The organism is Yersinia sp. 2466 StPb PI, from assembly GCF_041538325.1.
GTDB lineage: Bacteria > Pseudomonadota > Gammaproteobacteria > Enterobacterales > Enterobacteriaceae > Yersinia > Yersinia enterocolitica_E.
In genome coordinates this window covers 3,532,924-3,556,711 of the sequence record NZ_JAULSL010000001.1, presented here as the reverse complement: position 1 = coordinate 3,556,711, position 23,788 = coordinate 3,532,924, and the positions used below count along the sequence as shown (strand labels likewise).

Genomic DNA, 23,788 nt, shown 5'->3' with positions numbered 1-23,788 from the left:
CAAGCCTCTATAATCGGCTTTATTTTTTGCACCATGCCCAAAGTAATTAGAGTGGCTGCGAACGGCGCTGCTGCTTCAAGTAAATAGGGTATAAAACTACAGAGAACAGACGTGGCAAAGAACATTCAAGCCATCCGTGGTATGAACGACTACCTGCCAGCCGATACGGCAGTATGGCAGCGCATTGAAAGTATCTTGAAGCAAGTACTTGCAGGCTACGGTTATAGCGAAATTCGCATGCCGATTGTAGAGCAGACCCCGTTATTCAAGCGCGCGATCGGTGAAGTCACCGACGTGGTTGAAAAAGAGATGTATACCTTTGATGATCGCAATGGCGAAAGTCTGACACTGCGTCCTGAGGGAACCGCAGGGTGTGTACGTGCAGGTATTGAACATGGTCTGCTGTACAATCAGGAACAGCGTCTGTGGTACATCGGTCCGATGTTCCGCTATGAGCGCCCACAGAAAGGCCGCTATCGTCAATTCCATCAGTTGGGTGCGGAAGTTTTCGGTCTGCAAGGGCCGGATATTGATGCCGAATTAATTTTGCTGACTGCCCGGTGGTGGCGTGCTTTAGGTATCTCAGAGCATGTGCAACTTGAACTGAACTCCATTGGATCATTGGATGCGCGTGCTGATTACCGTGAAGCGCTGGTGACTTTCCTCGAGCAACACGTTGAGGTACTGGACGAAGATTGTAAGCGCCGGATGTACAGTAATCCGCTGAGAGTGCTGGACTCCAAAAATCCCGATGTTCAATTGCTGCTAAATGATGCGCCTAAGCTATCTGAATATCTGGATGAAGAGTCAAAACAACATTTTGCAGGTCTGTGTGAACTTTTAGACCAGGCCAGCATCCCATATACCGTCAATGAGCGTTTAGTTCGTGGTTTAGATTATTATAACCGTACGGTATTTGAGTGGGTCACCAATAGCTTGGGCGCCCAGGGCACTGTGTGTGCCGGTGGGCGTTACGACGGTTTGGTTGAACAACTCGGTGGGCGTGCAACGCCTGCGGTTGGTTTTGCCATGGGCCTTGAGCGTTTGGTTCTGTTAGTGCAGGCCGTAAATGCTGACTTCCAGGTACCAGCGACAGTAGATGTTTATGTCATTTCGTCTGGTCAGGATACGCAAGGTGCTGCAATGCTACTTGCTGAGAACCTGCGTGATGCCATGCCAACGCTGAAATTAATGACCAATTACGGCGGTGGTAATGTCAAAAAGCAATTTACCCGCGCTGATAAGTGGGGTGCCCGTGTTGCATTAATGCTTGGCGAAAGCGAAGTAGCAGCACAGCAAGTGGTCGTAAAAGATTTGCGAAATGGTGAACAAGAAACGCTGGCGCAAGCGGATGTTGCTGCGCGTCTGGCTTTGATGTTGGGTTAAGGAGAGAGACACCGTGGAAGTCTATACCACTGAAAATGACCAGGTTGATGCAGTGCGCCGTTTCTTTAGTGAGAATGGTAAAGCGCTGGCCGTGGGTGTGGTGCTCGGGATTGGTGCATTAGTGGGTTGGCGTTACTGGCAGAGTCATCAGAACACTGTCTTGACGGAAGCCTCCTCTGCCTATCAGCAAGCCAGTGATGCTTTGTCAGCTAACAGTGCTGATGGTGTTGCTCTTGCTGAAAAATTTGTTCAGGGCAATAGCAATAACTACGGCGTACTGGCCGGGTTAGAGCTGGCTCATCACTTTGTTGAGCTAAATGAGTTTGATAAAGCGGCGCAACAACTCACTCAGGCGCTGGGTCAGACCAAAGATGAAAATCTGTTGTCACTGATTAATTTGCGTCTTGCACGTCTGCAATTGCAATTGAAGAAACCAGACGACGCATTGAAAACGCTGGATGCGGTGCAGGGTGATGGTTGGACTGCGATGGCTCAGGATGTCCGTGGCGATGCGCTATTGAGTAAAGGTGATACCGCAGGTGCGCGAGCTGCTTACAGCAAAGGCGTCGAATCAAATGCTTCTCAGGCGCTGCAAGCTTTGCTGCGCATGAAATTGAATAATTTGTCCAGCTAAGGGGTATTCCCATGCAATTGCGTAAAACACTCTTAGTAGGACTGGTATCTGTTGCCCTATTGAGCGGTTGTTCACTGTTTAACAGTGAAGAAGATGTGGTTACCATGTCACCACTGCCAAAAATTGAGAATCAATTCACACCAACTAAAGTGTGGAGTACCTCAGTAGGTGGTGGTGTCGGTGATTATTACTCCCATTTGCGCCCAGCCTGGCAGGGGACGACTGTCTTTGCCGCCGACCGTAAAGGCTTGGTGAAAGCCATGGACGCCGACAGCGGTAAGCAAATCTGGCAAACCGATTTGTCTGAAAAAACCAACTTCCTTTCCAGCAACCGTTCTGCAATGTTATCTGGTGGCGTCACTGCATCAGGTGCCCATGTGTATGTCGGCAGCGAGAAAGCGGTAGTTTATGCGCTTAATTCCGATGATGGTCAGGTTGCATGGCAGACCGTGGTGGCGGGTGAAGCATTATCTCGTCCGGTTGTCAGCGATGGGGTGGTACTGATCCATACATCAAATGGCATGCTGCAAGCACTGAATGAATCAGACGGTGCGATTAAGTGGACATTAAACCTCGATACACCAGCGCTGTCTCTGCGCGGTGAATCTGCACCAGCAGTCGCATTCGGTGCAGCGATTGTCGGTGGTGACAATGGCCGCGTCAGTGCGGTAATGATGGAACAGGGCCAGTTGATCTGGCAACAGCGTATTTCCCAAGTGACAGGTACCACTGAAATTGACCGCCTGAACGACGTTGATACCACGCCTGTGGTTGTTGATGGTGTGGTTTATGCTTTGGCATACAATGGTAACTTAACTGCATTAGATCTGCGTTCCGGCCAGATCCTGTGGAAGCGTGAAATGGGATCAGTGAATGACATCATTGTCGACGCGGGTCGCATTTATCTGGTCGATCAAAATGACCGAATTGTTGCGCTGAAAACAGATGGCGGTATAACCCTTTGGAGTCAAAGCGATTTATTACATCGTAACTTGACAGCTCCTGTGATGTATAATGGGTATCTGGTTGTAGGTGATGCCGAAGGTTATCTGCACTGGGTGAATACCGATGATGGCCGTTTTGTAGCTCAGCAGAGCGTAGACAGCTCCGGCTTCCTGAGTGCGCCAGTGGTTGCCAGCGATAAGTTGCTGGTTCAGGCGAGAGGCGGCACGGTATACGCGTTCACCCGTTAATCCTGATTTAGTGCCTGTTTAACAGGCCAATAATAGGTCAATACCCAAAGTTATTGGTGTTGCAGCAAGGCAGCAAACGAATGAACCCTAATGAACTGATACCGTCAGTTATTCGGGTTAGTGAATGCCGCTAATATCGCAGCAACGTTCAAAACGCAGGGTTTTAAGCGGCTCCTGAGATTCAGGGGCCGTTTGTCTTCTAAAAACTGCGCTGTTGCAGGTTTGGTACAGCGCTGTAATGATTTGAAAATTAAGTAATGAGGCTTCAACAATGATACCTGTCATCGCGCTGGTCGGGCGCCCGAATGTGGGTAAATCCACTCTATTTAACCGTTTAACGCACACCCGTGATGCGTTAGTTGCGGACTTTCCCGGGCTAACGCGTGACCGTAAATATGGTCGTGCCGAGGTCGAGGGGCATGAGTTTATTGTTATCGATACCGGAGGTATTGATGGCACAGAAGATGGCGTAGAAACCAAGATGGCAGGTCAATCGTTATTGGCGATTGAAGAGGCCGATATTGTCCTGTTTATGGTTGATGCCCGCGCAGGCTTGATGCCTGCGGATCAGGGGATTGCCCAGCATCTGCGCAGTCGTGAAAAAGCGACTTTCCTGGTTGCCAACAAAACTGATGGTATTGATCCAGATACTGCTACAGCAGATTTCTATTCATTGGGCTTAGGTGAAGTTCATGCTATCGCGGCGTCCCATGGTCGTGGTGTGACTCAGTTGATTGAAGATGTTATGGCACCTTATATGGATGCCGTAGAGTCTGAAGTTGAATTGACCGATGAAGAAGCGAATGCGGCTTATTGGGCCGCACAGGAAGCTGAGGACGACGCTGTTCCTGAAGATGACGCAGAAGATGATTTTGACCCACGGACTCTGCCAATCAAACTGGCAATTGTCGGGCGTCCTAATGTAGGTAAGTCCACACTAACCAACCGCATTCTCGGTGAAGATCGGGTGGTGGTTTATGATATGCCGGGCACCACGCGTGACAGCATTTATATTCCTATGACCCGCGATGAGCGTGAATATATCCTGATTGATACTGCGGGTGTGCGTAAACGCGGCAAAATCACCGAAACGGTGGAAAAATTCTCAGTAATTAAAACCTTGCAGGCAATCGAAGATTCCAATGTTGTACTGTTGGTTATTGATGCTCGTGATGGTATTTCGGATCAGGACCTGTCGCTGTTGGGCTTTATTCTCAATAGTGGGCGCTCACTTGTTATTGCGGTGAACAAATGGGATGGCATGACAGAAGAAGCGCGTGCGCAGGTTAAAGATATGCTGGATCTGCGTCTTGGTTTTGTCGATTTTGCGCGGATTCACTTTATCTCAGCCTTACATGGCAGTGGCGTGGGTAATCTGTTTGAATCTATTCAAGAAGCCTATGACTGCTCAACCAAACGTGTGGGCACTTCCTTACTGACCCGCATTATGCAGATGGCCGAAGAAGACCATCAGCCTCCTTTGGTGCGTGGCCGTCGCGTCAAATTGAAGTATGCCCATGCTGGGGGTTACAACCCGCCGATTGTCGTAATCCACGGCAACCAGGTTACTGACCTGTCGGATTCGTATAAACGCTACCTAATGAATTACTTCCGTCGTTCACTAAAAGTAATGGGTACGCCAATTCGCATCCAGTTTAAAGAGGGCGAGAACCCATTCGCGGGTAAGCGCAATCCATTAACACCAAATCAGATGCGTAAACGTAAACGTTTGATGTCGCACCTGAAAAAAGGTAAGTAGTAACAGCAAAGCGCGGGCATTCCGCGCTTTTTGCACATTTAACGACCGCCGTCAGTAAAACGCAGCTTTGGCCGCTTAACCGTAAACAAAGGGAGTTGAAAGTCAGTCATGTCTTGGGAAACCTGGAGTTTTGCATTTAGTGTTACGATGCCTAACTTGCTGATGATGTTACTCGGTGTGCTGTTACGGCGCTTTGGCTTGATGGATGATCGCTTCTGCGATGGTGCCACTAAGCTGGTCTTCAATCTCGCCCTCCCTTGTCTGCTGTTTTTTAGTGTCGCGACCAATCATGTCAGCTTATTGGATAACCTACCCTTGGTTGTTTATGGCGCTATTGGTACGTTGGTGACCTTCTTGCTGTTGGAAGTCGCCGCCAAGTGGTTGGTAAAAGACCCAAAAGAGCGTGGTGTATTCGTGCAGGGAGGGTTCAGAGCCAATACCGCTATCGTGGGGTTGGCTTTTGCCATGACGGCATATGGTGCCGAAGGGGTGGCACTCGGCTCGATGTATCTGACGGTGACAGTGATTTTATTTAATATGCTGTCGGTGATCACCCTGACTCGCAGTCTGCAAGCTGGGCAGGGCGGCAAAATCAGTAAATTGGCACTGTTACGCAGTATTGTGACTAATCCGCTGATAATTGGGCTACTGTGCGGTTTACTCTACGCACAAACGCAATTACCTCTTCCTCAGGTGATTGTCCAGACGGGGAGTTATATCTCTGCTTTGGCATTACCATTGGCTCTGTTGTGCACCGGAGCGAGCCTCGACTGGCACGCGATGTTCCGTTCTTCCAATGTGGCAGCGTTATCTTCAACAGCTAAATTATTTGTGGTGCCAATATTGATGACCGTTGGTGGCTTGTTGATGGGCTTTCGTGGGGCGACATTAGGGATTATATTTCTGTTCTCTGCCACCCCAACGGCGGCTGGCAGTTATGTTATGACCCGCGCCATGGGAGGCAATGCCACCCTGGCGGCGAATATCATTGCCATCACCACGGTCGGTTCATTCTTTACCACCGCGCTGGGGATTTACTTCCTACGATCGCTCGGGGTGATGTAGTTTTTAAGGAGAAGTCGATGGATGCATTATGCCCAGTTTGCCAAAAACTGATGACCGAAGTAAGTGGCCACTTTCATTGCTCTAATTGCCATGGCAACTATCAGCAACAGGCGGAGTGCCCTGATTGCGTCAAACCGTTGCAGGTACTGAAGGCGTGTGGCGCGATTGATTATTTCTGCCAGCACGGTCACGGACTCATTTCGAAAAGCCGCGTTCACTTTAGTTACTTGCCGACGATTTGACTGGCAGCAATTGAGCCAGGCGGCGTTACTCTTTTGCCGCTTTCCGTTGACGAGCCTTCTTCGCCACATTGATTTGGGTGATTTCACTTTCTACCCAACCGTCCTGCAATCGGGTGGTCAGCTTATCACCAGCCTGCACCTGCTTAGTGGTTTTCAGCACTACCCCAGCCGGAGTCTGCGTGACACTGTAGCCACGGGCCAAGGTTGCTAATGGGCTGACGGCCTCTAACTGCGAGCAAGCGATACCAAAACGCTGCCGGTAACCATTAAGCTGGCGCTCTAATGCCTGGCGCAAACGGTATTCCTGCTGCTGTACTTGTTGGCTGTAACGGTGAATTTGCCCTTGCGGTTGCACTTGCGCGAGGCGCTGCTGGAGCCTTTCGGTGCGCCGGCTTAACCAGCGGATTTGGTTTTGCGCGCTCTCTTCCAGACGGCGTTGCAGCTTTAATAACAGGGTCTGCTGACGTGCCAGTCGCAAATGTGGGTGTTGTTGCTGTAAACGGTGTTCAAGGCGGGTGAATTGCTGGCCGCGCTGCGCCAGATAATAATCCATCGCCATTTCCATCCGCTGCTGCTGCCCTTGAATTTGCCTGACCAGCTCAATCTGGTTACGACTCACTAATTCTGCGGCAGCAGACGGTGTTGGCGCCCGCAAGTCAGCAACAAAATCAGCAATAGTGATGTCGGTTTCATGGCCGACTGCACTGACTATTGGGATGTGGCTATTGAAAATAGCGCGGGCGACCCGTTCGTCGTTAAAACTCCACAGGTCTTCCAGCGACCCGCCGCCGCGCCCGACGATTAATATATCGCACTCGGCACGTAGGTTAGCTAACTGAATGGCACGGACTATCTGCAATGGAGCATCAACGCCTTGCACTGCTGTTGGGTAAATAATTACTGGCAATGATGGGTCACGGCGTTGCAAAACCTGTAGAACATCATGCAGCGCCGCACCACTGGCAGAGGTGATGACGCCAACTTGCCTGGCAGGACTTGGCAACGGTTGTTTATGATGCTGATCAAATAGCCCTTCTGCCGCCAGTTGTTGCTTGAGTTGATCAAACTGTTGTTGCAGCAATCCGTCACCGGCAGGCTGCATGCTTTCCGCAATTAACTGATAATCGCCACGCGGCTCGTACAGGGTAATCGATGCCCTAACCAACACTTGTTGACCATTTTGTGGGCGAAACGTAGTACGGCGGTTAGTGTTGCGAAACATCGCGCAACGCACCTGCGCTTGGGCGTCTTTTAGGGTGAAATACCAGTGACCGGATGACGGTTGGGAGAAATTGGATATCTCGGCCGTGAGCCAAATCTGGCCCATTTCCATTTCCAGCAGTTGTCGCACCGTCTGATTAAGACGGCTAACAGTAAAAATTGTTGATGCGGAAGATTGTGACATGTGACCTGGATCAAATTTTAAAACAAGCACTTAATTGATCGATATTACCTACCTCAGACCGGTTGGCAAGAAAAATTATGAGAAAGTGCTGGAGGCAACCGATTACGCTCTGTATAATGCCACGGCAATATTTTATCTTTTCACATCCACCTTGGTGAGATATTGCCCATGCTACGTATCAAGAAAGAAGCTCTGACATTTGACGACGTTCTCCTGGTTCCAGCCCACTCCACAGTTTTGCCTAATACGGCCGAACTTGGCACTCAACTGACCGCAACTATCCGCCTAAATATCCCTATGCTGTCCGCAGCCATGGATACCGTTACCGAAGCTCGTCTGGCCATTGCGCTGGCACAAGAGGGCGGTTTAGGTTTCATTCACAAAAATATGTCCATTGAGCGCCAGGCTGAAGAAGTCAGCCGCGTGAAAAAACACGAAAGTGGCGTTGTTACCGAGCCGCAGACTGTTACCCCAACCACCACCCTGCGCCAAGTGAAAGAATTGACTGCCCGTAACGGTTTTGCAGGTTACCCGGTGGTAACCGAAGATTATGAGCTGGTTGGCATTATCACTGGCCGTGATGTGCGTTTTGTGACTGACTTAGACCAACCCGTGACGGCGGTGATGACACCGAAAGAGCGTCTGGTTACCGTTAAGGAAGGCGAAGCTCGTGAAATTGTCTTGCAAAAAATGCATGAAAAACGTGTCGAGAAAGCATTGGTTGTTGATGATAGCTTCCATCTGCGCGGCATGATTACTGTAAAAGACTTCCAGAAGGCAGAGCGCAAGCCTAACGCCTGTAAGGACGAGCATGGCCGTCTGCGTGTTGGGGCTGCTGTGGGTGCCGGTGCTGGCAATGAAGAGCGTATCGACGCGCTGGTCACCGCGGGTGTTGATGTTTTACTGATTGACTCATCCCATGGTCACTCTGAAGGTGTTCTGCAACGAATCCGTGAAACCCGTGCCAAATATCCTAACCTGCAAATCGTTGGCGGTAACGTTGCGACGGGCGCGGGTGCAAAAGCCTTGGCTGATGCCGGTGTAAGTGCCGTAAAAGTAGGGATTGGTCCAGGTTCAATCTGCACCACCCGTATTGTGACTGGTGTAGGTGTGCCACAGATCACGGCGATTGCTGATGCAGTCGAAGCACTGGAAGGTACCGGTATTCCGGTGATTGCCGATGGCGGTATCCGTTTCTCTGGCGATATTTCTAAAGCCATTGCCGCGGGTGCTTCCTGTGTCATGGTGGGGTCTATGCTGGCAGGGACTGAAGAGTCTCCGGGCGAAATCGAACTCTATCAGGGCCGTTCATTCAAATCTTACCGTGGTATGGGCTCACTGGGCGCGATGTCCAAAGGCTCTTCTGACCGTTACTTCCAAACTGACAATGCTGCCGATAAACTGGTACCGGAAGGTATTGAAGGTCGTGTCGCATACAAAGGTTTGTTGAAAGAGATTGTACATCAGCAAATGGGGGGCTTGCGCTCCTGCATGGGGCTTACCGGTTGTGCCACTATCAATGAATTGCGTACCAAAGCTGAGTTTGTGCGCATCAGTGGTGCAGGGATTCAAGAAAGCCATGTGCATGATGTGACTATCACTAAAGAATCCCCTAACTATCGCATGGGCTAATTCCAGGGGCTTAAACCGGCGAATTTGGTCATCGTTCGCGGCTCGCATTGCTCATTGACTTAGTGTCAACTGCGTATGCTGTGCTGCGGGCGGTAACTAACTTTTTGGCTTCGCCGACTGGAATGATTCATAAATAATTATGGTAACTATTTAATTTTATTATTTCTCTGTGGAATACGCCGCACATGACAAAAAATATCCATAAGCATCGCATCCTTATTCTTGATTTCGGCTCGCAATACACCCAACTGGTGGCGCGACGCGTTCGTGAAATCGGTGTCTATTGTGAACTATGGGCGTGGGACGTAACCGAAGCTCAGATCCGCGAATTTAATCCAAGCGGCATCATTCTTTCTGGCGGTCCTGAAAGCACTACTGAGCACGACAGCCCACGCGCGCCTGATTACGTGTTCACTGCGGGTGTCCCGGTATTAGGTGTGTGCTACGGCATGCAGACTATGGCGATGCAACTGGGGGGCAAAGTTGAAGGTTCAAATCAGCGCGAGTTCGGTTATGCGCAGGTGGAAATCAAAACTGACAGCGCACTGATCCGCGATATCAAAGATGCTATCAATCCAGCCAACGAAGCAATATTGGATGTATGGATGAGCCATGGTGACAAAGTCACTGCCATCCCTGCTGATTTTGTGACGGTTGCCAGCACCGATACCTGCCCGTTTGCCATTATGGCCAACGAAGAGAAGCGTTTTTATGGCGTGCAGTTCCATCCAGAAGTCACACATACCAAACAAGGCCAACGCCTGTTAGAGCGCTTTGTGTTGGATATCTGCGGCTGCGAAGCCTTATGGACCCCGGCCACCATTATCGAAGACGCCATTGTTCGTCTGCGTGAGCAAATTGGTGAAGACCATGTGATTCTTGGCCTGTCCGGTGGTGTTGACTCCTCTGTGACGGCAATGCTGCTGCATCGCGCTATTGGTGACCGCCTGACTTGTGTGTTTGTCGATAACGGGCTGCTACGGTTGAATGAAGCCGACCAAGTGCTGGAAATGTTCGGTGATAAATTCGGCCTGAATATTGTTCATGTTGCCGCCGAAAATCGTTTCCTTGCAGCGCTGGCTGGTGTCGATGAACCTGAAGCGAAGCGTAAAATCATTGGTCGCGTGTTTGTCGAACTGTTTGATGAAGAAGCGTGTAAGCAAGATCAAGTGAAGTGGTTGGCACAAGGCACCATCTACCCTGATGTGATTGAATCAGCAGCGTCTGCTACTGGTAAAGCACACGTAATTAAATCTCACCACAATGTGGGCGGTTTGCCGAAAGAGATGAAACTGGGGCTGGTTGAGCCACTGAAAGAGCTGTTTAAAGATGAAGTACGCAAAATTGGTCTGGAATTAGGTCTGCCGTACGACATGCTATATCGCCATCCATTCCCAGGTCCAGGTTTGGGTGTACGTGTTCTGGGCGAAGTAAAAAAAGAGTATTGTGACTTGCTGCGCCGCGCTGATGCCATCTTTATCGAAGAGCTGCATAAAGCTGATCTGTACAATAAAGTGAGCCAAGCCTTTACCGTATTCCTGCCAGTGCGTTCTGTTGGTGTGATGGGCGATGGGCGTAAATACGATTGGGTGGTTTCACTGCGCGCAGTAGAAACCATCGATTTTATGACCGCACATTGGGCGCATCTTCCATACGACTTCTTGGGCCGCGTTTCAAACCGCATTATCAATGAAGTGAATGGTATTTCCCGTGTAGTTTACGATATCAGTGGCAAGCCACCAGCTACCATTGAGTGGGAATAAATACTATCACTCGTCGATAAGATAGTGTTCTGACATTAATTAAGCCTCCGAACTTTCGGGGGCTTTTTATTTTGGCTGCGATGAAATAAAAATTTATATTTTACCTTCACGGATAAATAAAAAATGAACGATGCTTTTGTGAGTATCGCTTTTAGGTAAGATTACTATATGTGAATATAAAAATTGTAACGCTTACCTTCCCATTTGATGTGAAAGATTATATTTGGTTTCTTTATAATTAACAGGTGAAATATGAATGCTAAAATTAGTATTTTGATTGTTCCTTGGATCTTTATATCAACATCCACAATAGCAGAGCATAATAATGAAGATAATGTCTGTTTTTATTCAAAAGATAATTACTCTGAAAAGGAGGACGGCACAAAATTTTGCGTGCCTTATTATACCGAGGATGAATGGCTATTTAGCCAATGGAATAATAATATTGCATCAATAAAAATTCCGCTAAATTTACGGGTTGAGGTTTTTAGTGATTATTCATTTTTGGGGAAGTCTGCTTCGCTTTATAAAAACACCAATGCGGCTGAGTTGGCTCAGTATGGATTAACAGCAGATATCAGTTCTTATCGTGTATTACCAAAGAGTTTATATCCTGAGAATAAGAGGGTGACATTCAATTACCATTCAGACATTTTAGCTGAAAAATATTTCAGCTATGATTATTATGTTAACAATGGTCATAGCATCTTTTTAACCAAGCAAAGTCAGCCTATTGGTGCTGATGGACAAAGTTCTTACTTCTTTTATAGTCATGCAGGGCAGATAATGACGGCCTTTATCGGGCAAGGGTTTGATCGCAACCTTTACTGTTTGTCACCGGTGGTTCGGCGTAGTTCCCAGCTTGATGCTGATGTGGCATTTACCTATTGTGATTTTAATAATTCTGGCCAGTATTGGTTCCCTCAGGTGGTAGAAAATGAAATAAGATTAGTCAATCAAGGGACGGGTACCGCGTTATCATTAGATCAAATCGGTTTCTATGTGAGCTTACATACTAGCCCGATTAATATTCTACATGGCAGGGAACAACATTCTCAGCAGGGGACCGTGAATAAATACACTCTATGGTTTGATGCGTCTACTATTGAAACGTGGCAGGAAAAGGCAGTAAGACCCTTTTTACAATATAAGGAAACGCTTGAATCAAGGGGTGTAAATGACCAACGTGAGGTAATAACCCATCGTTTGGACCAACCAGATGATACCTATATTTATTTGGGGAGTAAAAAAGGTAGGAATCATATTTATTATAATGCAGAAACTCAATTACTGATGGCTTATAATAAATTAAGTGAGGGTAAAGCGTTAATAGAGTCCTCGTGCCTTTCATTATTGAATGATGGCACTGACCAACCTTCGGCGATTAGCTTTACCTACCATCGCAGTAACTACAGTGATAATAGTTTAGAGTACCGTTGTGATAATGGAGTAGCTTATAATATATACAGCAAAAAATGGTACTTTATGGCTGACTGGGAATATCATTATCTGGTTAATGGATATAAAAATAAACTTTTGCATTTTTATATGAATGAAAAAACATCATATATTAACTTCAAAGGTGTGCTGACGGGGCCAAAATTAGGTGAATATATAGGTGCTGTAGTGAATTTTAATGAGCGAACCCCTCATGATGCTGTATTCATTAATAATCCGGCCTTAGGCTATGTGCTTGATGTAGAAAAGGCTATTTGTGCATTGCACGGATTTACCGATGATCAAGGCACACATTGTGGTGATCTAAGTGCCACATGGTCTGTAACAGATGCTGATAGTTGGGATGTTAGCCTCAGTCGCGACTATATGCCCTGGCTGCTGGCGCAAATTTCTCACAAGTTGCATACAAGTGAATGGACTGCTGCGTTGGATGCTTACCTGCAAAAAGTTGAAACACTGGAAACCTTCTTTGAGACAAATAAAGAGCATCCGGTCGATGATGCAATATGGCAACAAACCAAAACACTGCTGGTGGAGTTTTTACGTACCTATAACTCAACCGAATATCAGCAAGTTTGGCATCAAGTGGCATATGTCCTTAATCGTATTGAAGTAATGATTGAGGTGAAGGCATGATCCGGCTCTATAGTTACAAAATGTGATATGAATCACGTTTTGCTTTACCCCTTCACTGATGAGGTATAATCTTGACGAATCTTTACAACTCAACTAAATATTTAACATCCGCATCTCATAACTTACATCGTCAATAAGACGAGAAGTCCATTCATTATTAGTCAAGATTGCCACTGCCGCTGTGTAAAACGCAGGGTAGTTTAGCTCGCAGTAGCCCGCATCTGTTAGCACATGCCGATTAGCAGCATGTTCCTAAATACAACGGATGAATACTGCGTGCGTGCTGTTTTGTGGAGAAAAAACATGTCGGTAAATCTCTCTCCGATACCTCAGGTGCGGGGTATTTCACGCCGCCGTCTGCTGGGATATATCGGCGTCGGGCTAGTCAGTAGCCTGATGAGTCCCCTTTCACTAGATGCTTTCGCGGCATCGACCCAAACCTCGCCGCAGAATTTAGAAAGATTCATGTTGGTATCACGCGCATTGACCGGTAAGCGCCAGCTTAATGCGCAGATTGGTCAACGAATCTATCAGGTTCTGCTCGGGAAAATAGGCGGTTTTGACCAAAAACTCTCCTTGTTACAACCGTTGCCTTCGGGTGAACCTCAGCAATGGCTACCCCTGCAACAACAAATCGCCCGGCAAATATTGCAAGGCTGGTATATCGGCGTGATCGGTGAGGGAACCGATGCGGCGGTAATCAGCTATGAGAATGCGTTGATGTTCGATGCGGTATCCGATGTGTTGGTTATTCGCTCTTATTGCCCGAATAAACCCGGATACTGGGCTGTAAAGCCTGATGTCGCCTTATAATTTTGGAGAATACATTTATGGCTGACACACTAAAGGCGGATATCGTCGTTATTGGCTCGGGTGTTGCAGGAGGGCTGGTTGCCCATCAACTGGCCATGGCTGGCAAGTCAGTACTGGTTTTAGAGGCAGGTCCGCGCCTCTCTCGCTGGGAAATTGTAGAAAACTTCCGTAATCAGCCGGATAAATCAGACAACATGGCGCCATATCCTTCCACCGCGTATGCGCCTCATCCTGAATCTAACCCAAATAATAACTATCTGATTCAAAAGGGTGAACATCCGTATGATGTGCAATATATCCGCGCAGTGGGTGGCACAACCTGGCACTGGGCGGCTTCTGCGTGGCGCTTTTTGCCTAACGATTTCAAACTGAAAACCGTGTATGGCGTCGGGCGAGATTGGCCAATTGAGTATGCCGTGTTGGAAAAGTGGTATCTGCGCGCTGAACAGGAATTAGGTGTTTGGGGGCCAAGTGATGAAGATCTAGGATCACCCCGCAGTGAACCCTATCCGATGGCACCATTGCCATTATCGTGGAATGAACAGCGCATCAAGACGGTGTTAAATAGCCATGTTTTTAACGGTGGCAGCTTTAACGGCGGAAGTTTCAATGTGGTCACTGAACCGGTCGCCCGTAACAGTCGACCTTATGATGGCCGGCCAACCTGTTGTGGTAATAACAACTGCATGCCTATTTGCCCGATTGGCGCCATGTATAACGGTATCACTCATGTCGAAAAAGCCGAGCAGGCGGGGGCAGTCGTGCGCCCCAAAGCTGTGGTTTATAAGTTAGAAGTTAATGATAAACAACAGATTACTGCGGCACTGTTTAAAGATGAACAAGGCAATGAGCATCGGGCTGAGGGTAAATACTTCGTACTGGCCGCTAATGGGATTGAAATTCCGAAACTGATGCTGATGTCCACCGATGAGAAAAATCCACGGGGAGTGGGTAATAGTTCCGATATGGTGGGGCGCAATCTAATGGATCACCCCGGAACCGGGGTGACTTTTATGGCCAGTGAACCCTTGTGGCCAGGGCGTGGGCCGCAGGAAATGACGTCGATGATCGGCTTCCGTGATGGTGCATTTCGTGCTGATTTTGCAGCGAAAAAAATTCATTTATCCAATTTGTCACGTACCGATCAAGTCACGATTGAATTACTCAAACAGGGGGATTTGCAACTCGGGCCACAGCTTGAGGCCAAAATCCGTGACAGGGCCGCGCGTTTTGTACAATTCGACAGCTTCCACGAGATTTTGCCTCATGTCGAAAATCGCATTATCCCCAGCGCTAGCGAGAAAGACGCCATCGGCATTGCGAAACCCGAGTTTTACTATGCAATGGATGATTATGTGCGAAAAAGTGCGGTACACACTCAGCAGGTCTATGCCGAGGCGGCAAAGTTGATGGGGGGAACCGAGGTTAAATTCAACAATAACTTCGCCAATAACAATCATATTACGGGTACCACCATTATGGGCAGTGACCCGAAAGACTCGGTAGTGGACAGCGATTGTCGCACCCATGACCATAAAAACCTGTTTATCGCCAGTAGTAGTGTGATGCCAACTGTCGGTTCAGTTAATTGTACTTTGACGATTGCCGCACTCTCGCTGCGTATCGCTGAAACATTAAAGGCCGAGGTGTAAGATGAGAAAACAAACCTTGGGCTGTTCAGTGAATCTCCTGCTTATCGCATTAGGTTTAGCCGTAACTGGGTATGCCAGTGCTGATGCTGACCTAATTGCACGTGGTGAGTACCTGACTAAGGCCGCTGACTGTGTGGCCTGCCATACCACCAAAGACGGTAAGCCTTTTGCCGGTGGACTTGCCTTCAAGACGCCGATGGGCACGCTATATTCGCCCAACATCACGCCCGATAAAGAGACCGGAATTGGCAATTGGACGGATGAAGAGTTCTTGCGCGCATTACATGAAGGGAAAGGGAAAAATGGTGAGAATCTCTACCCAGCATTCCCTTACACCTCATATACCTTGTTGACGGATGCTGACGTCAAAGCCATTAAAGCCTATCTGTTTAGTCTGCCAGCAGTGCATCAAGCTAACCGCGAAAATGACATGCCTTTCCCATTCAACCAGCGTTGGGGATTGTGGTTCTGGAATTTGGTCAATTTCGAGGGGGAGCGCTTTCAGCCGGACAACACTAAAGATGCACAATGGAATCAGGGTGCTTACTTTGTTGAAGCATTGGGGCACTGCGCTGAGTGCCATACCCCGCGTAATATCACCATGGGGATGAAAGAGAGCAAAGCCTATGGGGGGGCAGAGATTAATGGTTGGACGGCGTTTAATATTACCTCTGATCCACATGCCGGTATTGGCGGCTGGAGTCAGCAGCAGGTGGTGCAATATCTGCGCACCGGCCATGTTGACGGTAAAGCACAAGCTGCCGGGCCGATGGCTGAAGTTATTGAGAACAGTACTCGCCACCTGAGCGAGAGTGATCTCAATGCCATGGCGGTGTATCTGCGTACCCTGGAGCCATTAAATCCAGATGACGAAACCAAGAGTCGTTCGGATTGGGGGCAAGCGGCGAGTAGTGTTAATTCCTTACGCGGTATGCCTTTCACGGCAGATAACAACAGTGACGGCGCGCGCCTGTATTTGGGGAACTGTGCCAGTTGCCACAGTTTCACCGGTGAGGGCGTGAAAGACGGTTATTACCCTTCATTGATGAAAAACTCGGTGGTCGGGGCATCCGAGCCCAATAACCTGATTAATGTGATTCTCCACGGTGTGTCACGCAAAACCAATGACGGTGAAGTCTTTATGCCCGGATTTGCTAACACCTTAACCGATGAGCAGGTTGTTAGTTTGAGTCATTATCTGCTACAGCAATTCGGACAACCGGCACTGAATATAAAAGCCGATGATGTGAAGGCGCTGCGCGGGGAATAGAAAATAAGCACAAGGAAACCCAGTTCCCTTGTGCTTATTTCTGATTTATCTGTGAGGGGAAAATAACCCATATAACGATGCAGCGATGTTTGATAGTAAGTTAGATATTAAATTTTATTTTTTAACTAATATTATCAATATTGTTCTTATTTAACCTTCTCATTATGCCAATGCATTAATCTATATTCGCCATCATTACTGATGCCGGTGGCAATAGCTACCCACCCCTGTTTTTGATAAAACGCCAGCGCCTGCTGGTTTTTTGCCAGACATTTGAGTGAGCCGTGGCTGGTAAATAGCTGTTGTGCTGCCTGCAATAAGGCTTTTCCCGTACCGGACTGTTGTAGTTCAGGGGCAATAAACAGATGATGCAGGAAACTCTCTTCCATAAAAATTGAGGCAAAACCTAAGTGTTGATCGCCATCAACGGCGACCAGCACAGTTTCACCAATGGTTGAGCGATCAAAATCTTCCAGCCTAAAGTGTTCAACGTCCAGCCAGGTAAAGGCTGCTTTACGTGATGCCAGATACAAGGTGCGCAGGAATGGCCGGTCACTTTCCTGATACTGACGAATCTTGATACTCATCCTATGGTTATACCTCCAAAACAGGGTGCTTTCGCGAAATTGATCATTGGTTGAGCCAATACATGATTGATCTTCTACCACCTGCCCATGATAATAACAATTCTGACTCGGGGTGCCTGCCACAAACAGTGGCATGGCTGAGATATTACCCGTATTACCTGATCTGGATTATGCCAGCGTAGGGAAGTCTCGGCACCTTAGGGTTCCGCCTTCTTGACCGCCGGTTAGGAGGAATATGTTCGTTCAACCTGCCGTTTTCTCTTTAGCTATTCTCGCTGTTGCTGCCATTCGATCTCCCATTGATATGAGTGTGGAGAGATATTCATGAAGCGAATTAATGCACTCACGATTGCCGGAACTGACCCTAGCGGTGGGGCCGGTATTCAGGCTGATTTGAAAACTTTCTCTGCTTTGCAAGCTTACGGCACCAGTGTGATCACCGCCTTGGTGGCACAAAATACCTGTGGTGTGCAGTCAGTTTATCCCATCGAACCGGCGTTTGTTGCAGCTCAACTCGATTCTGTTCTCAGTGATGTGCGCATCGATAGCGCGAAAATCGGTATGTTGGCTAATGCTGACATTGTCGAGATTGTTGCCACACAACTGCAACGTTACCCCATCCCATTTGTGGTGCTAGATACCGTTATGGTCGCCAAAAGCGGTGATCCATTATTGGCACCAGAGGCCGTAGACGCAGTACGTCAACTGCTGTTACCGCGAGTGGCTTTGATTACCCCGAATCTGCCAGAAGCAGCCGCGCTACTCAATTGCCAGCCTGCGCGCGATGAGCAACAAATGTGTGAACAGGGGCGAGCACTGTTGGCTCTGGGGTGTCAGGGAGTATTGATGAAAGGAGGGCATTTGAGCGGTAAAGATAGCCCCGATTGGCTGTTTACGGCACAAGGCGAACAGCGTTTTGTTACCCGCAGAGTAAATACTCGCCATACCCACGGCACCGGCTGCACCTTATCGGCCGCATTGGCGGCCTTACGGCCACGGCTCCACGATTGGGCAGATACAGTGAATGCCGCCAAACACTATCTGCAAGGTGCATTAGAACAAGCCGATACCCTTGAAGTCGGACAGGGGGTCGGGCCGGTGCATCATTTTCACCGGTGGTGGTAATCCCCTTCGTCCTTGAAGTCGCCGGGGTGTTAGCTGCGCTCACCCCCCCGAATCACTGACTTGAGTCAGCTCATCGGGATGTGTTCACTTGCCGCCTACCTGTAGCTCCAATGACGAAGTGCATGCCTTATTTATTGAAATGGCAGAGATTTTTATGCCAATAAATAGCGCTGAGTCATCGCAAACATCGCGATAGCACGTTGCAAGTGATGGGCATCAAAACGGTTAAGCAGATAGCTGTCCGCGCCTTTGCGTGGGCGGATACACAGTGAGAGTTTTGGCTCGCCTGTTTCATCGTTAATCAGATCAAATTGATAACTGCCGATATCTTTTTCATCTTCACGCCAGGAGATTTGTACCGCAGGTAATGGGTTGCCTGCGCTAGGTTGGCGAACGGCAAAAAAGTACTCTCCGGCCCAGAACCCGGCGTAATCCCCATCAGCCTGTAGATGTTTGGTGCGAAAAATAGGCGCATCGACTAACTGACGGATAGTCTCGGGCGTTATCTGTTGTCGGGTTTGTTGCCACAGCGGGGTGTCATTTTCAAGTTGCCAGCAGGCTGCACCAAGATAATCATTCAATTCGCGCCAATCGGCATCGAGTTGCTGTAGCAACTCTTCATCGAGGATATTACGGTACTGCTGCATACCGCTGGGTTGTTCGCCCAATGTTTCGTAGGTGATTAACTCCATGGTGCGGGGTTTACGGCGAAAGCTCATCCACAACACGGCCTTCGGGATGCGAAATTCAATGGATTGAATGCTCAGACGATAGCGATCGCCTTTATTCACCACAAAACCATTGGCTGTACCGCGCTTATTTTGGTAATTACGTACCACCACCACGCTATTTAGCCCCATCCAGCCAGTGACATAATGCTCGCTGTCGGAATTGGCAACATCCAGATCGATAACCATCTGGATAATTTTATCCGTTTCAAGCTTAGCCAGCGGGTGGGCATCCCCGGCAGAGTAATACAGCTTCTCGGGTTCTTCGGGTAACTCAACGGTTAACATGGCATGGCCTTTTATCGGGAGGGCTCGGCTGATAGCTATCTGGTTCATAGCTTAACTCAAGCTGTCATACAGATTGTGATATAACTGGAATTAGGATGAAAATTCGTGCTATGGATCAACTTTTTCGCCGGTTGATGGTCATAGACAGGCAAGCTAATACCACGCCCGCTAAGCCGTTGCACAGAGCCTGGCTCACTGTCCGGCGAGTAGATTAATCAGATAATAAGGATTTCGATAATGAAAGGTAACAAAACCCGCCATTGTCTTGTGGCTGCGGTGATGCTCAGTGTCAGCTCCTGGGCTTTCGCGCAGCCAGCCACCACAACTGTCACAGCCACGTCAGTTGCCCAGACTTCTCCTGTCAAAAGCCGCCCGACCACGGCGGATCTGCTGCAACAGCCGGTTTATAAAAATAGCTGGCAAAAAATGGTGAAAAGCCAAAAGAATCTCCCCGCCTGGGCACGCAAAGGGGTGGGGACGTCAGCACCTTATGAGGTGATAAATTGGCAAGGGCAGCAATATAAGGTGGGGCGAATTTGTAAACCTCATGATTGCAGTAATAACTTTATGTGGGTGGCGTTTAGTCAGGATAAAAAACAAGTATGGCAGGCATGGGGAATGCGTATTTCCGTGGCAGACAAGCCACAAGCACTTGATAAACCGAGTGAGTTCGCGACCTATCAATGGCTCGGTCGTCCCAATGACAGTATCCAGGCCATGCTCAAAAAGCAGTTACAGCAAGATCCTAATTGGCACTGATTGCAGGCAGGCCGCTAATAAGTAAATTTATCTAGATTAATTGATTATATTGATGAAGATGTCACTGGCGGATTTGAATGCTGGTTGCAGCGGCCTCGCAGCAGCGAGGCCTGAATCGTGAATGCAACCAACACAGCTACAACTTGAACGATGACGGGGATATCAACCAACGCCAGCTTGATGCAGGTCGTGCAGATTAATGGCTCCGACCAGTTTTCCATCCAGATTCACCACCGGTGCGGCACTGAGATGGTGCTGATGCAGTGCCTCCAGCGCTTCTCCTGCGCGCCATTGCTCAGGTAATCGGTAGCCTGGCCGTGTGATGGCATTTTCTAAGGGTTGCTGTAAGGTGCCACCTTTTACCAGCCAGCGGCGTAAATCACCGTCAGTGAATACCCCCACAACCCGTTGCTCCGGATCACATACAGCCACCAGCCCTAGTCCTGTACGGCTCAGTTCTAACATGGCTTCCATTACGCTGTCGGATTCATTCACCATCGGCAGGCGATCACCGGTTCTCATTAAGTGATGGACTCGATTAAGTAGCCTTGCGCCCAAGCTGCCGCCAGGATGTGAGCGGGCAAAATCTTCTGCACCGAAACCGCGATGGCGCATTAATGCCATTGCCAGAGCGTCCCCCATCATCAGGGTATTAACCGCGCTGGAGGTAGGAGCCAATCCCATCGGGCAAGCTTCGTGTTCGACACTGATATCCAATACACAGGCAGCACCCAGCGCCAGCGGGGACTCTTTGCCGCCAGTGATGGCAATCACGGGGATCTGGCTATCCGCCAACAAGGGCAGAATCAGGTCCAGTTCTTTGGCGCGCCCTGAGTAGGAGATAAAAATCACCACATCCTGAGGGCCAATCATGCCCAAATCGCCGTGCAATGCTTCCGCCGGATGTACAAAGAAGGAGGGGGTGCCAGTGCTGGCCAGTGATGCGGCAATCTTTTTACCAATATGGCCAGATTTGCCAATCCCTGAAACTACAGCCTTACCGGTGCAGGCTAATAATAACTCACAGGCGCGGATAAAATTATCATCTAAACGTGACAGCAGCTTATGCGCTTCTGTCAGTTCAATTTCCAGTGTTTCACGGGCATAGGTAATCAATGGATTAGTCATTTTTATCAACCAGAATGATGTTAATGCCCATGTCCTGTAGCGCTTGCAAATATTCTGGGCTAATACCTTTATCTGTAATCAGGATATCAACGGCACTTAACGGGCACACTACATTTGGGCTTTTACGGCCAAATTTGGAGGAATCGACCAGCAAAATAATGCGGCTAGCGGCACGGCACATCGCCGTACTAACATGATAAACTTCGTTAAACGTGGTGACACCTGCTTTCAGATCGACACCATCTGCACCGATAAACAGTTGATCGAAACTAAAATTATCAAATGCAGATTCTGCCAGACTACCATGAAAAGAGGCTGAACCTTTACGGTAAGTGCCACCCGGCATCAAGATAGTTTGATCGTTATCCAGCTCAACCAGTTCATTGACGATATGCAGGCTGTTGGTCATCACCGTGATATTGTTGAACTTTGTCAGGTGGGGAACCATTTGCAACACGGTACTACCGGCATCAAAAACCAGGCTATCACCGTCTTTAATCAGTTTGCTGGCAGCTTGAGCAATTTGCTTTTTCTTATCGGTATTAATGTGAGTTTTACGGTCAATGGGTTGTTCTATATCATCACGATTTAATACAACCCCACCGTAGGTACGGATAACCGCCCCTTCATTTTCAAGACTGGTTAAATCCTTACGAATTGTGGTACCGGTGGTTGAAAAATGTGCGGCGAGTTGATCGACGGCCGTCTTTCCGTGTTGTTGGAGATATTCCAGTATTGCAACCTGTCGCTGCTTTGGCTTCATAACGATCCCCGCTCAAGTATTTCCATTGCCTCTTTTTCAGGCATAACTTTCACATGAAAAAGAATAGCTTTCATTGTGAAAATATCATGATTTCGGTTTAATCGCTAATAATAGTGCAGTTTGACATGCTTTATCCGTAGGGAAGATCACATCCGGGATTAAATCCTGCTGATGTAAGCCATGAAGCTGAGGTAATGGGCGTGGGCGGGCGAAAACGCTAATGCCACGCATGATCATGCTGTCACTGACCCGCATATTCTCATCGAAAGCCAGCGCCATTACCACGCGGGGCTTAAAGCGCCCACCAGATCGGCCAACACCAACTGATTTACTGTGCTGACACAGGCGATCAAAAGCACGGTTAAACCGATTGATTTGCCACCAGCCAAGCATGATTTGCAGCACCCAGGCGATGATAACAATAGTGATCAGTGCTGATGTTGGAGACATATTTTTATCCTTCTTACTTGACGTTGCAGCAGTGTTAGCTGCGTTCGTTGCTTGGCCCATCCTTGGGCCTCGCCTCTGTGAGACCGCTAGAAACAGTCCCCTTAGCTTGCTGGGATGACAAACTGTTTTTTCAGACAACATCAAACTTAAAACATCACCTGACCACCGGTAATATTAATTGATTGTCCGGTGCAATAGGCGGCTTTATCGCTAGCGTAGAACAACAGCATGTTAAGCACATCCTGATAATCACAACCCCGTTTTAGTGGCACTTTATCGGTGTAATATTTTTCAACTTCTTCCGGTTGAATACCCAACTTTGCAGCGTACTGCGGTAAAAGAGATTGGAACATCGGTGATTTCAACAGATTGCCTAACATCAAGGAATGCACCGTGATACCGTAGTCAGCCAAGTCCAGAGCCAATGATTGGGTCAAACCAACGCCACCAAACTTGGCAGCACTGTAACCCGAGTTGTGTTTACTGCCCACTTTACCTGATTTGGAGTTGATCTGGATAATTCGCCCGGCAACGCCATCACGGATCATCAGGCGAGAGAATTCACGAGCACATAAGAAGTAACCGACCAGATTGACCTGTAGTGAGCGGTCAAAATCATCCAGTGGGAAATCAGTAATCGGTGCGGCCTTGGCAATGCCTGCGCTGTAAACGAGCAGGTTAGTTTGATGGAAACTTTGATCTACTGCTTTTGCCAGCATCTGCACGCTGCTTTCATTGGTGGCATCAACCTGAAAACCACGGGCGCTATCTGCGCCGTATTCGGCATTAATCTGATCAGCGACTAACTGTGCGTTATCTGAATTTAAATCAGCAACTGCAACTTTATACCCTGCTTCGGCAAGACCATGACACAAGAATGCGCCCAATGTTTGTCCACCGCCAATAACTACTGCTACTTGTGACATAACTACCTCCAAAATTATCCTTAGTACTTGAAGCTGCAGCGGTGTTAGTCGAACTCACTCACCCGAATCACTGACGAGTGTCAGCTCATCGGGATTCGTTCGTCTACTTCCTTTGCAATTCCAATT

The 23,788-nt window shown here is 48.3% G+C and carries 21 protein-coding genes and 1 riboswitch; of the genes, 14 read left to right on the top strand and 7 right to left on the bottom strand.

Going from position 1 to position 23,788, the window contains the following annotated elements; all coding sequences use genetic code 11:
* Window positions 1–111 precede the first annotated feature (111 nt).
* The 6 genes from hisS to Q2T72_RS16090 all read left to right on the top strand — a co-directional run bounded on the left by hisS (window position 112) and on the right by Q2T72_RS16090 (window position 6,279).
* A complete protein-coding gene (gene hisS / locus Q2T72_RS16115) occupies window positions 112–1,386 on the top strand; it encodes a histidine--tRNA ligase (RefSeq protein ID WP_372569464.1) in 1,275 nt (424 codons plus the stop codon).
* A gap of 13 nt (window positions 1,387–1,399) precedes the next feature.
* Window positions 1,400–2,020 carry a YfgM family protein gene (locus tag Q2T72_RS16110; RefSeq protein ID WP_083163203.1) on the top strand — a complete coding sequence of 207 codons (621 nt, stop codon included), beginning with the start codon at window positions 1,400–1,402 and terminating at the stop codon, window positions 2,018–2,020.
* An 11-nt stretch (window positions 2,021–2,031) separates the two neighbouring features.
* On the top strand, window positions 2,032–3,213 hold the full coding sequence (gene bamB, locus Q2T72_RS16105; RefSeq protein WP_083163205.1) for an outer membrane protein assembly factor BamB: 1,182 nt from the start codon (window positions 2,032–2,034) through the stop codon (window positions 3,211–3,213).
* Window positions 3,214–3,484: 271 nt separating this feature from the next.
* Complete coding sequence (gene der / locus Q2T72_RS16100) at window positions 3,485–4,972, top strand: ribosome biogenesis GTPase Der (RefSeq protein ID WP_083163207.1); 1,488 nt, start codon at window positions 3,485–3,487, stop codon at window positions 4,970–4,972.
* A gap of 108 nt (window positions 4,973–5,080) precedes the next feature.
* Window positions 5,081–6,037: an AEC family transporter gene (locus Q2T72_RS16095; protein ID WP_083163209.1), complete on the top strand. Its 957-nt coding sequence runs from the start codon at window positions 5,081–5,083 to the stop codon at window positions 6,035–6,037.
* A 17-nt stretch (window positions 6,038–6,054) separates the two neighbouring features.
* On the top strand, window positions 6,055–6,279 hold the full coding sequence (locus Q2T72_RS16090) for a zinc ribbon domain-containing protein (RefSeq protein ID WP_083163211.1): 225 nt from the start codon (window positions 6,055–6,057) through the stop codon (window positions 6,277–6,279).
* 25 nt (window positions 6,280–6,304) lie between these two features.
* Here the strand turns inward: Q2T72_RS16090 and xseA are convergent, their stop codons facing one another.
* The gene (xseA, locus tag Q2T72_RS16085; protein WP_372569463.1) at window positions 6,305–7,684 is read right to left on the bottom strand and encodes an exodeoxyribonuclease VII large subunit; all 1,380 of its coding nucleotides are present in this window, start codon (window positions 7,682–7,684) and stop codon (window positions 6,305–6,307) included.
* Between the two features lie 168 nt (window positions 7,685–7,852).
* Between xseA and guaB the strand changes: the two genes are divergently transcribed.
* The 6 genes from guaB to Q2T72_RS16055 all read left to right on the top strand — a co-directional run bounded on the left by guaB (window position 7,853) and on the right by Q2T72_RS16055 (window position 16,908).
* Window positions 7,853–9,316, top strand: coding sequence for an IMP dehydrogenase (guaB, locus tag Q2T72_RS16080; RefSeq protein ID WP_083163216.1), 1,464 nt, complete (start codon window positions 7,853–7,855; stop codon window positions 9,314–9,316).
* 185 nt (window positions 9,317–9,501) lie between these two features.
* On the top strand, window positions 9,502–11,079 hold the full coding sequence (gene guaA, locus Q2T72_RS16075; RefSeq protein ID WP_083163218.1) for a glutamine-hydrolyzing GMP synthase: 1,578 nt from the start codon (window positions 9,502–9,504) through the stop codon (window positions 11,077–11,079).
* Window positions 11,080–11,331: 252 nt separating this feature from the next.
* Window positions 11,332–13,173, top strand: a complete 1,842-nt coding sequence (locus tag Q2T72_RS16070; RefSeq protein ID WP_372569462.1) for a hypothetical protein — start codon at window positions 11,332–11,334, stop codon at window positions 13,171–13,173.
* A gap of 303 nt (window positions 13,174–13,476) precedes the next feature.
* A complete protein-coding gene (locus Q2T72_RS16065; RefSeq protein WP_193784798.1) occupies window positions 13,477–13,986 on the top strand; it encodes a sugar dehydrogenase complex small subunit in 510 nt (169 codons plus the stop codon).
* 17 nt (window positions 13,987–14,003) lie between these two features.
* Window positions 14,004–15,638 (top strand): GMC family oxidoreductase, encoded by a 1,635-nt coding sequence (locus tag Q2T72_RS16060; protein WP_083163222.1) that lies wholly within the window; start codon window positions 14,004–14,006, stop codon window positions 15,636–15,638.
* Between the two features lies 1 nt (window position 15,639).
* Window positions 15,640–16,908, top strand: a complete 1,269-nt coding sequence (locus Q2T72_RS16055; protein WP_372569461.1) for a c-type cytochrome — start codon at window positions 15,640–15,642, stop codon at window positions 16,906–16,908.
* Window positions 16,909–17,054: 146 nt separating this feature from the next.
* Here the strand turns inward: Q2T72_RS16055 and Q2T72_RS16050 are convergent, their stop codons facing one another.
* Window positions 17,055–17,495 (bottom strand): N-acetyltransferase family protein, encoded by a 441-nt coding sequence (locus tag Q2T72_RS16050; RefSeq protein ID WP_372569460.1) that lies wholly within the window; start codon window positions 17,493–17,495, stop codon window positions 17,055–17,057.
* Between the two features lie 98 nt (window positions 17,496–17,593).
* A riboswitch (TPP riboswitch) is annotated at window positions 17,594–17,697 on the top strand.
* Window positions 17,698–17,819: 122 nt separating this feature from the next.
* Here Q2T72_RS16050 and thiD point away from each other — a divergent pair.
* A complete protein-coding gene (gene thiD, locus Q2T72_RS16045) occupies window positions 17,820–18,620 on the top strand; it encodes a bifunctional hydroxymethylpyrimidine kinase/phosphomethylpyrimidine kinase (protein ID WP_372569459.1) in 801 nt (266 codons plus the stop codon).
* Between the two features lie 152 nt (window positions 18,621–18,772).
* Here thiD and Q2T72_RS16040 read toward each other — a convergent pair whose 3' ends face one another.
* The gene (locus Q2T72_RS16040) at window positions 18,773–19,636 is read right to left on the bottom strand and encodes a hypothetical protein (protein ID WP_193784874.1); all 864 of its coding nucleotides are present in this window, start codon (window positions 19,634–19,636) and stop codon (window positions 18,773–18,775) included.
* Window positions 19,637–19,873: 237 nt separating this feature from the next.
* Between Q2T72_RS16040 and Q2T72_RS16035 the strand changes: the two genes are divergently transcribed.
* Complete coding sequence (locus Q2T72_RS16035) at window positions 19,874–20,395, top strand: inhibitor of vertebrate lysozyme family protein (RefSeq protein WP_083163228.1); 522 nt, start codon at window positions 19,874–19,876, stop codon at window positions 20,393–20,395.
* Window positions 20,396–20,557: 162 nt separating this feature from the next.
* On the opposite strand, the gene gutQ is transcribed toward Q2T72_RS16035, so the two are convergent.
* The 4 genes from gutQ to srlD form a co-directional block, all read right to left on the bottom strand.
* Entirely contained in the window at window positions 20,558–21,523 is a 966-nt protein-coding gene (gene gutQ / locus Q2T72_RS16030) for an arabinose-5-phosphate isomerase GutQ (RefSeq protein ID WP_083163230.1), read from the bottom strand.
* The gene (locus Q2T72_RS16025; RefSeq protein ID WP_083163232.1) at window positions 21,516–22,286 is read right to left on the bottom strand and encodes a DNA-binding transcriptional repressor; all 771 of its coding nucleotides are present in this window, start codon (window positions 22,284–22,286) and stop codon (window positions 21,516–21,518) included. Before Q2T72_RS16025 ends, gutQ begins: the two co-directional genes overlap by 8 nt.
* Before the next feature lie 84 nt (window positions 22,287–22,370).
* Window positions 22,371–22,736 carry a transcriptional regulator GutM gene (gene gutM / locus Q2T72_RS16020; protein WP_083163234.1) on the bottom strand — a complete coding sequence of 122 codons (366 nt, stop codon included), beginning with the start codon at window positions 22,734–22,736 and terminating at the stop codon, window positions 22,371–22,373.
* 146 nt (window positions 22,737–22,882) lie between these two features.
* Complete coding sequence (gene srlD, locus Q2T72_RS16015; RefSeq protein ID WP_083163236.1) at window positions 22,883–23,662, bottom strand: sorbitol-6-phosphate dehydrogenase; 780 nt, start codon at window positions 23,660–23,662, stop codon at window positions 22,883–22,885.
* Window positions 23,663–23,788 lie beyond the last annotated feature (126 nt).

Coding starts and splice junctions, on each gene's coding strand:
- gutQ (WP_083163230.1), bottom strand. CDS start 21,523: ATGACTAATCCATTGATTACCTATGCCCGTGAAACACTGGAAATTGAA.
- Q2T72_RS16050 (WP_372569460.1), bottom strand. CDS start 17,495: ATGAGTATCAAGATTCGTCAGTATCAGGAAAGTGACCGGCCATTCCTG.
- Q2T72_RS16025 (WP_083163232.1), bottom strand. CDS start 22,286: ATGAAGCCAAAGCAGCGACAGGTTGCAATACTGGAATATCTCCAACAA.
- Q2T72_RS16095 (WP_083163209.1), top strand. CDS start 5,081: ATGTCTTGGGAAACCTGGAGTTTTGCATTTAGTGTTACGATGCCTAAC.
- Q2T72_RS16090 (WP_083163211.1), top strand. CDS start 6,055: ATGGATGCATTATGCCCAGTTTGCCAAAAACTGATGACCGAAGTAAGT.
- Q2T72_RS16055 (WP_372569461.1), top strand. CDS start 15,640: ATGAGAAAACAAACCTTGGGCTGTTCAGTGAATCTCCTGCTTATCGCA.
- Q2T72_RS16060 (WP_083163222.1), top strand. CDS start 14,004: ATGGCTGACACACTAAAGGCGGATATCGTCGTTATTGGCTCGGGTGTT.
- gutM (WP_083163234.1), bottom strand. CDS start 22,736: ATGTCTCCAACATCAGCACTGATCACTATTGTTATCATCGCCTGGGTG.
- Q2T72_RS16040 (WP_193784874.1), bottom strand. CDS start 19,636: ATGTTAACCGTTGAGTTACCCGAAGAACCCGAGAAGCTGTATTACTCT.
- xseA (WP_372569463.1), bottom strand. CDS start 7,684: ATGTCACAATCTTCCGCATCAACAATTTTTACTGTTAGCCGTCTTAAT.
- Q2T72_RS16035 (WP_083163228.1), top strand. CDS start 19,874: ATGAAAGGTAACAAAACCCGCCATTGTCTTGTGGCTGCGGTGATGCTC.
- guaA (WP_083163218.1), top strand. CDS start 9,502: ATGACAAAAAATATCCATAAGCATCGCATCCTTATTCTTGATTTCGGC.
- bamB (WP_083163205.1), top strand. CDS start 2,032: ATGCAATTGCGTAAAACACTCTTAGTAGGACTGGTATCTGTTGCCCTA.
- Q2T72_RS16065 (WP_193784798.1), top strand. CDS start 13,477: ATGTCGGTAAATCTCTCTCCGATACCTCAGGTGCGGGGTATTTCACGC.
- guaB (WP_083163216.1), top strand. CDS start 7,853: ATGCTACGTATCAAGAAAGAAGCTCTGACATTTGACGACGTTCTCCTG.
- Q2T72_RS16070 (WP_372569462.1), top strand. CDS start 11,332: ATGAATGCTAAAATTAGTATTTTGATTGTTCCTTGGATCTTTATATCA.
- der (WP_083163207.1), top strand. CDS start 3,485: ATGATACCTGTCATCGCGCTGGTCGGGCGCCCGAATGTGGGTAAATCC.
- srlD (WP_083163236.1), bottom strand. CDS start 23,662: ATGTCACAAGTAGCAGTAGTTATTGGCGGTGGACAAACATTGGGCGCA.
- thiD (WP_372569459.1), top strand. CDS start 17,820: ATGAAGCGAATTAATGCACTCACGATTGCCGGAACTGACCCTAGCGGT.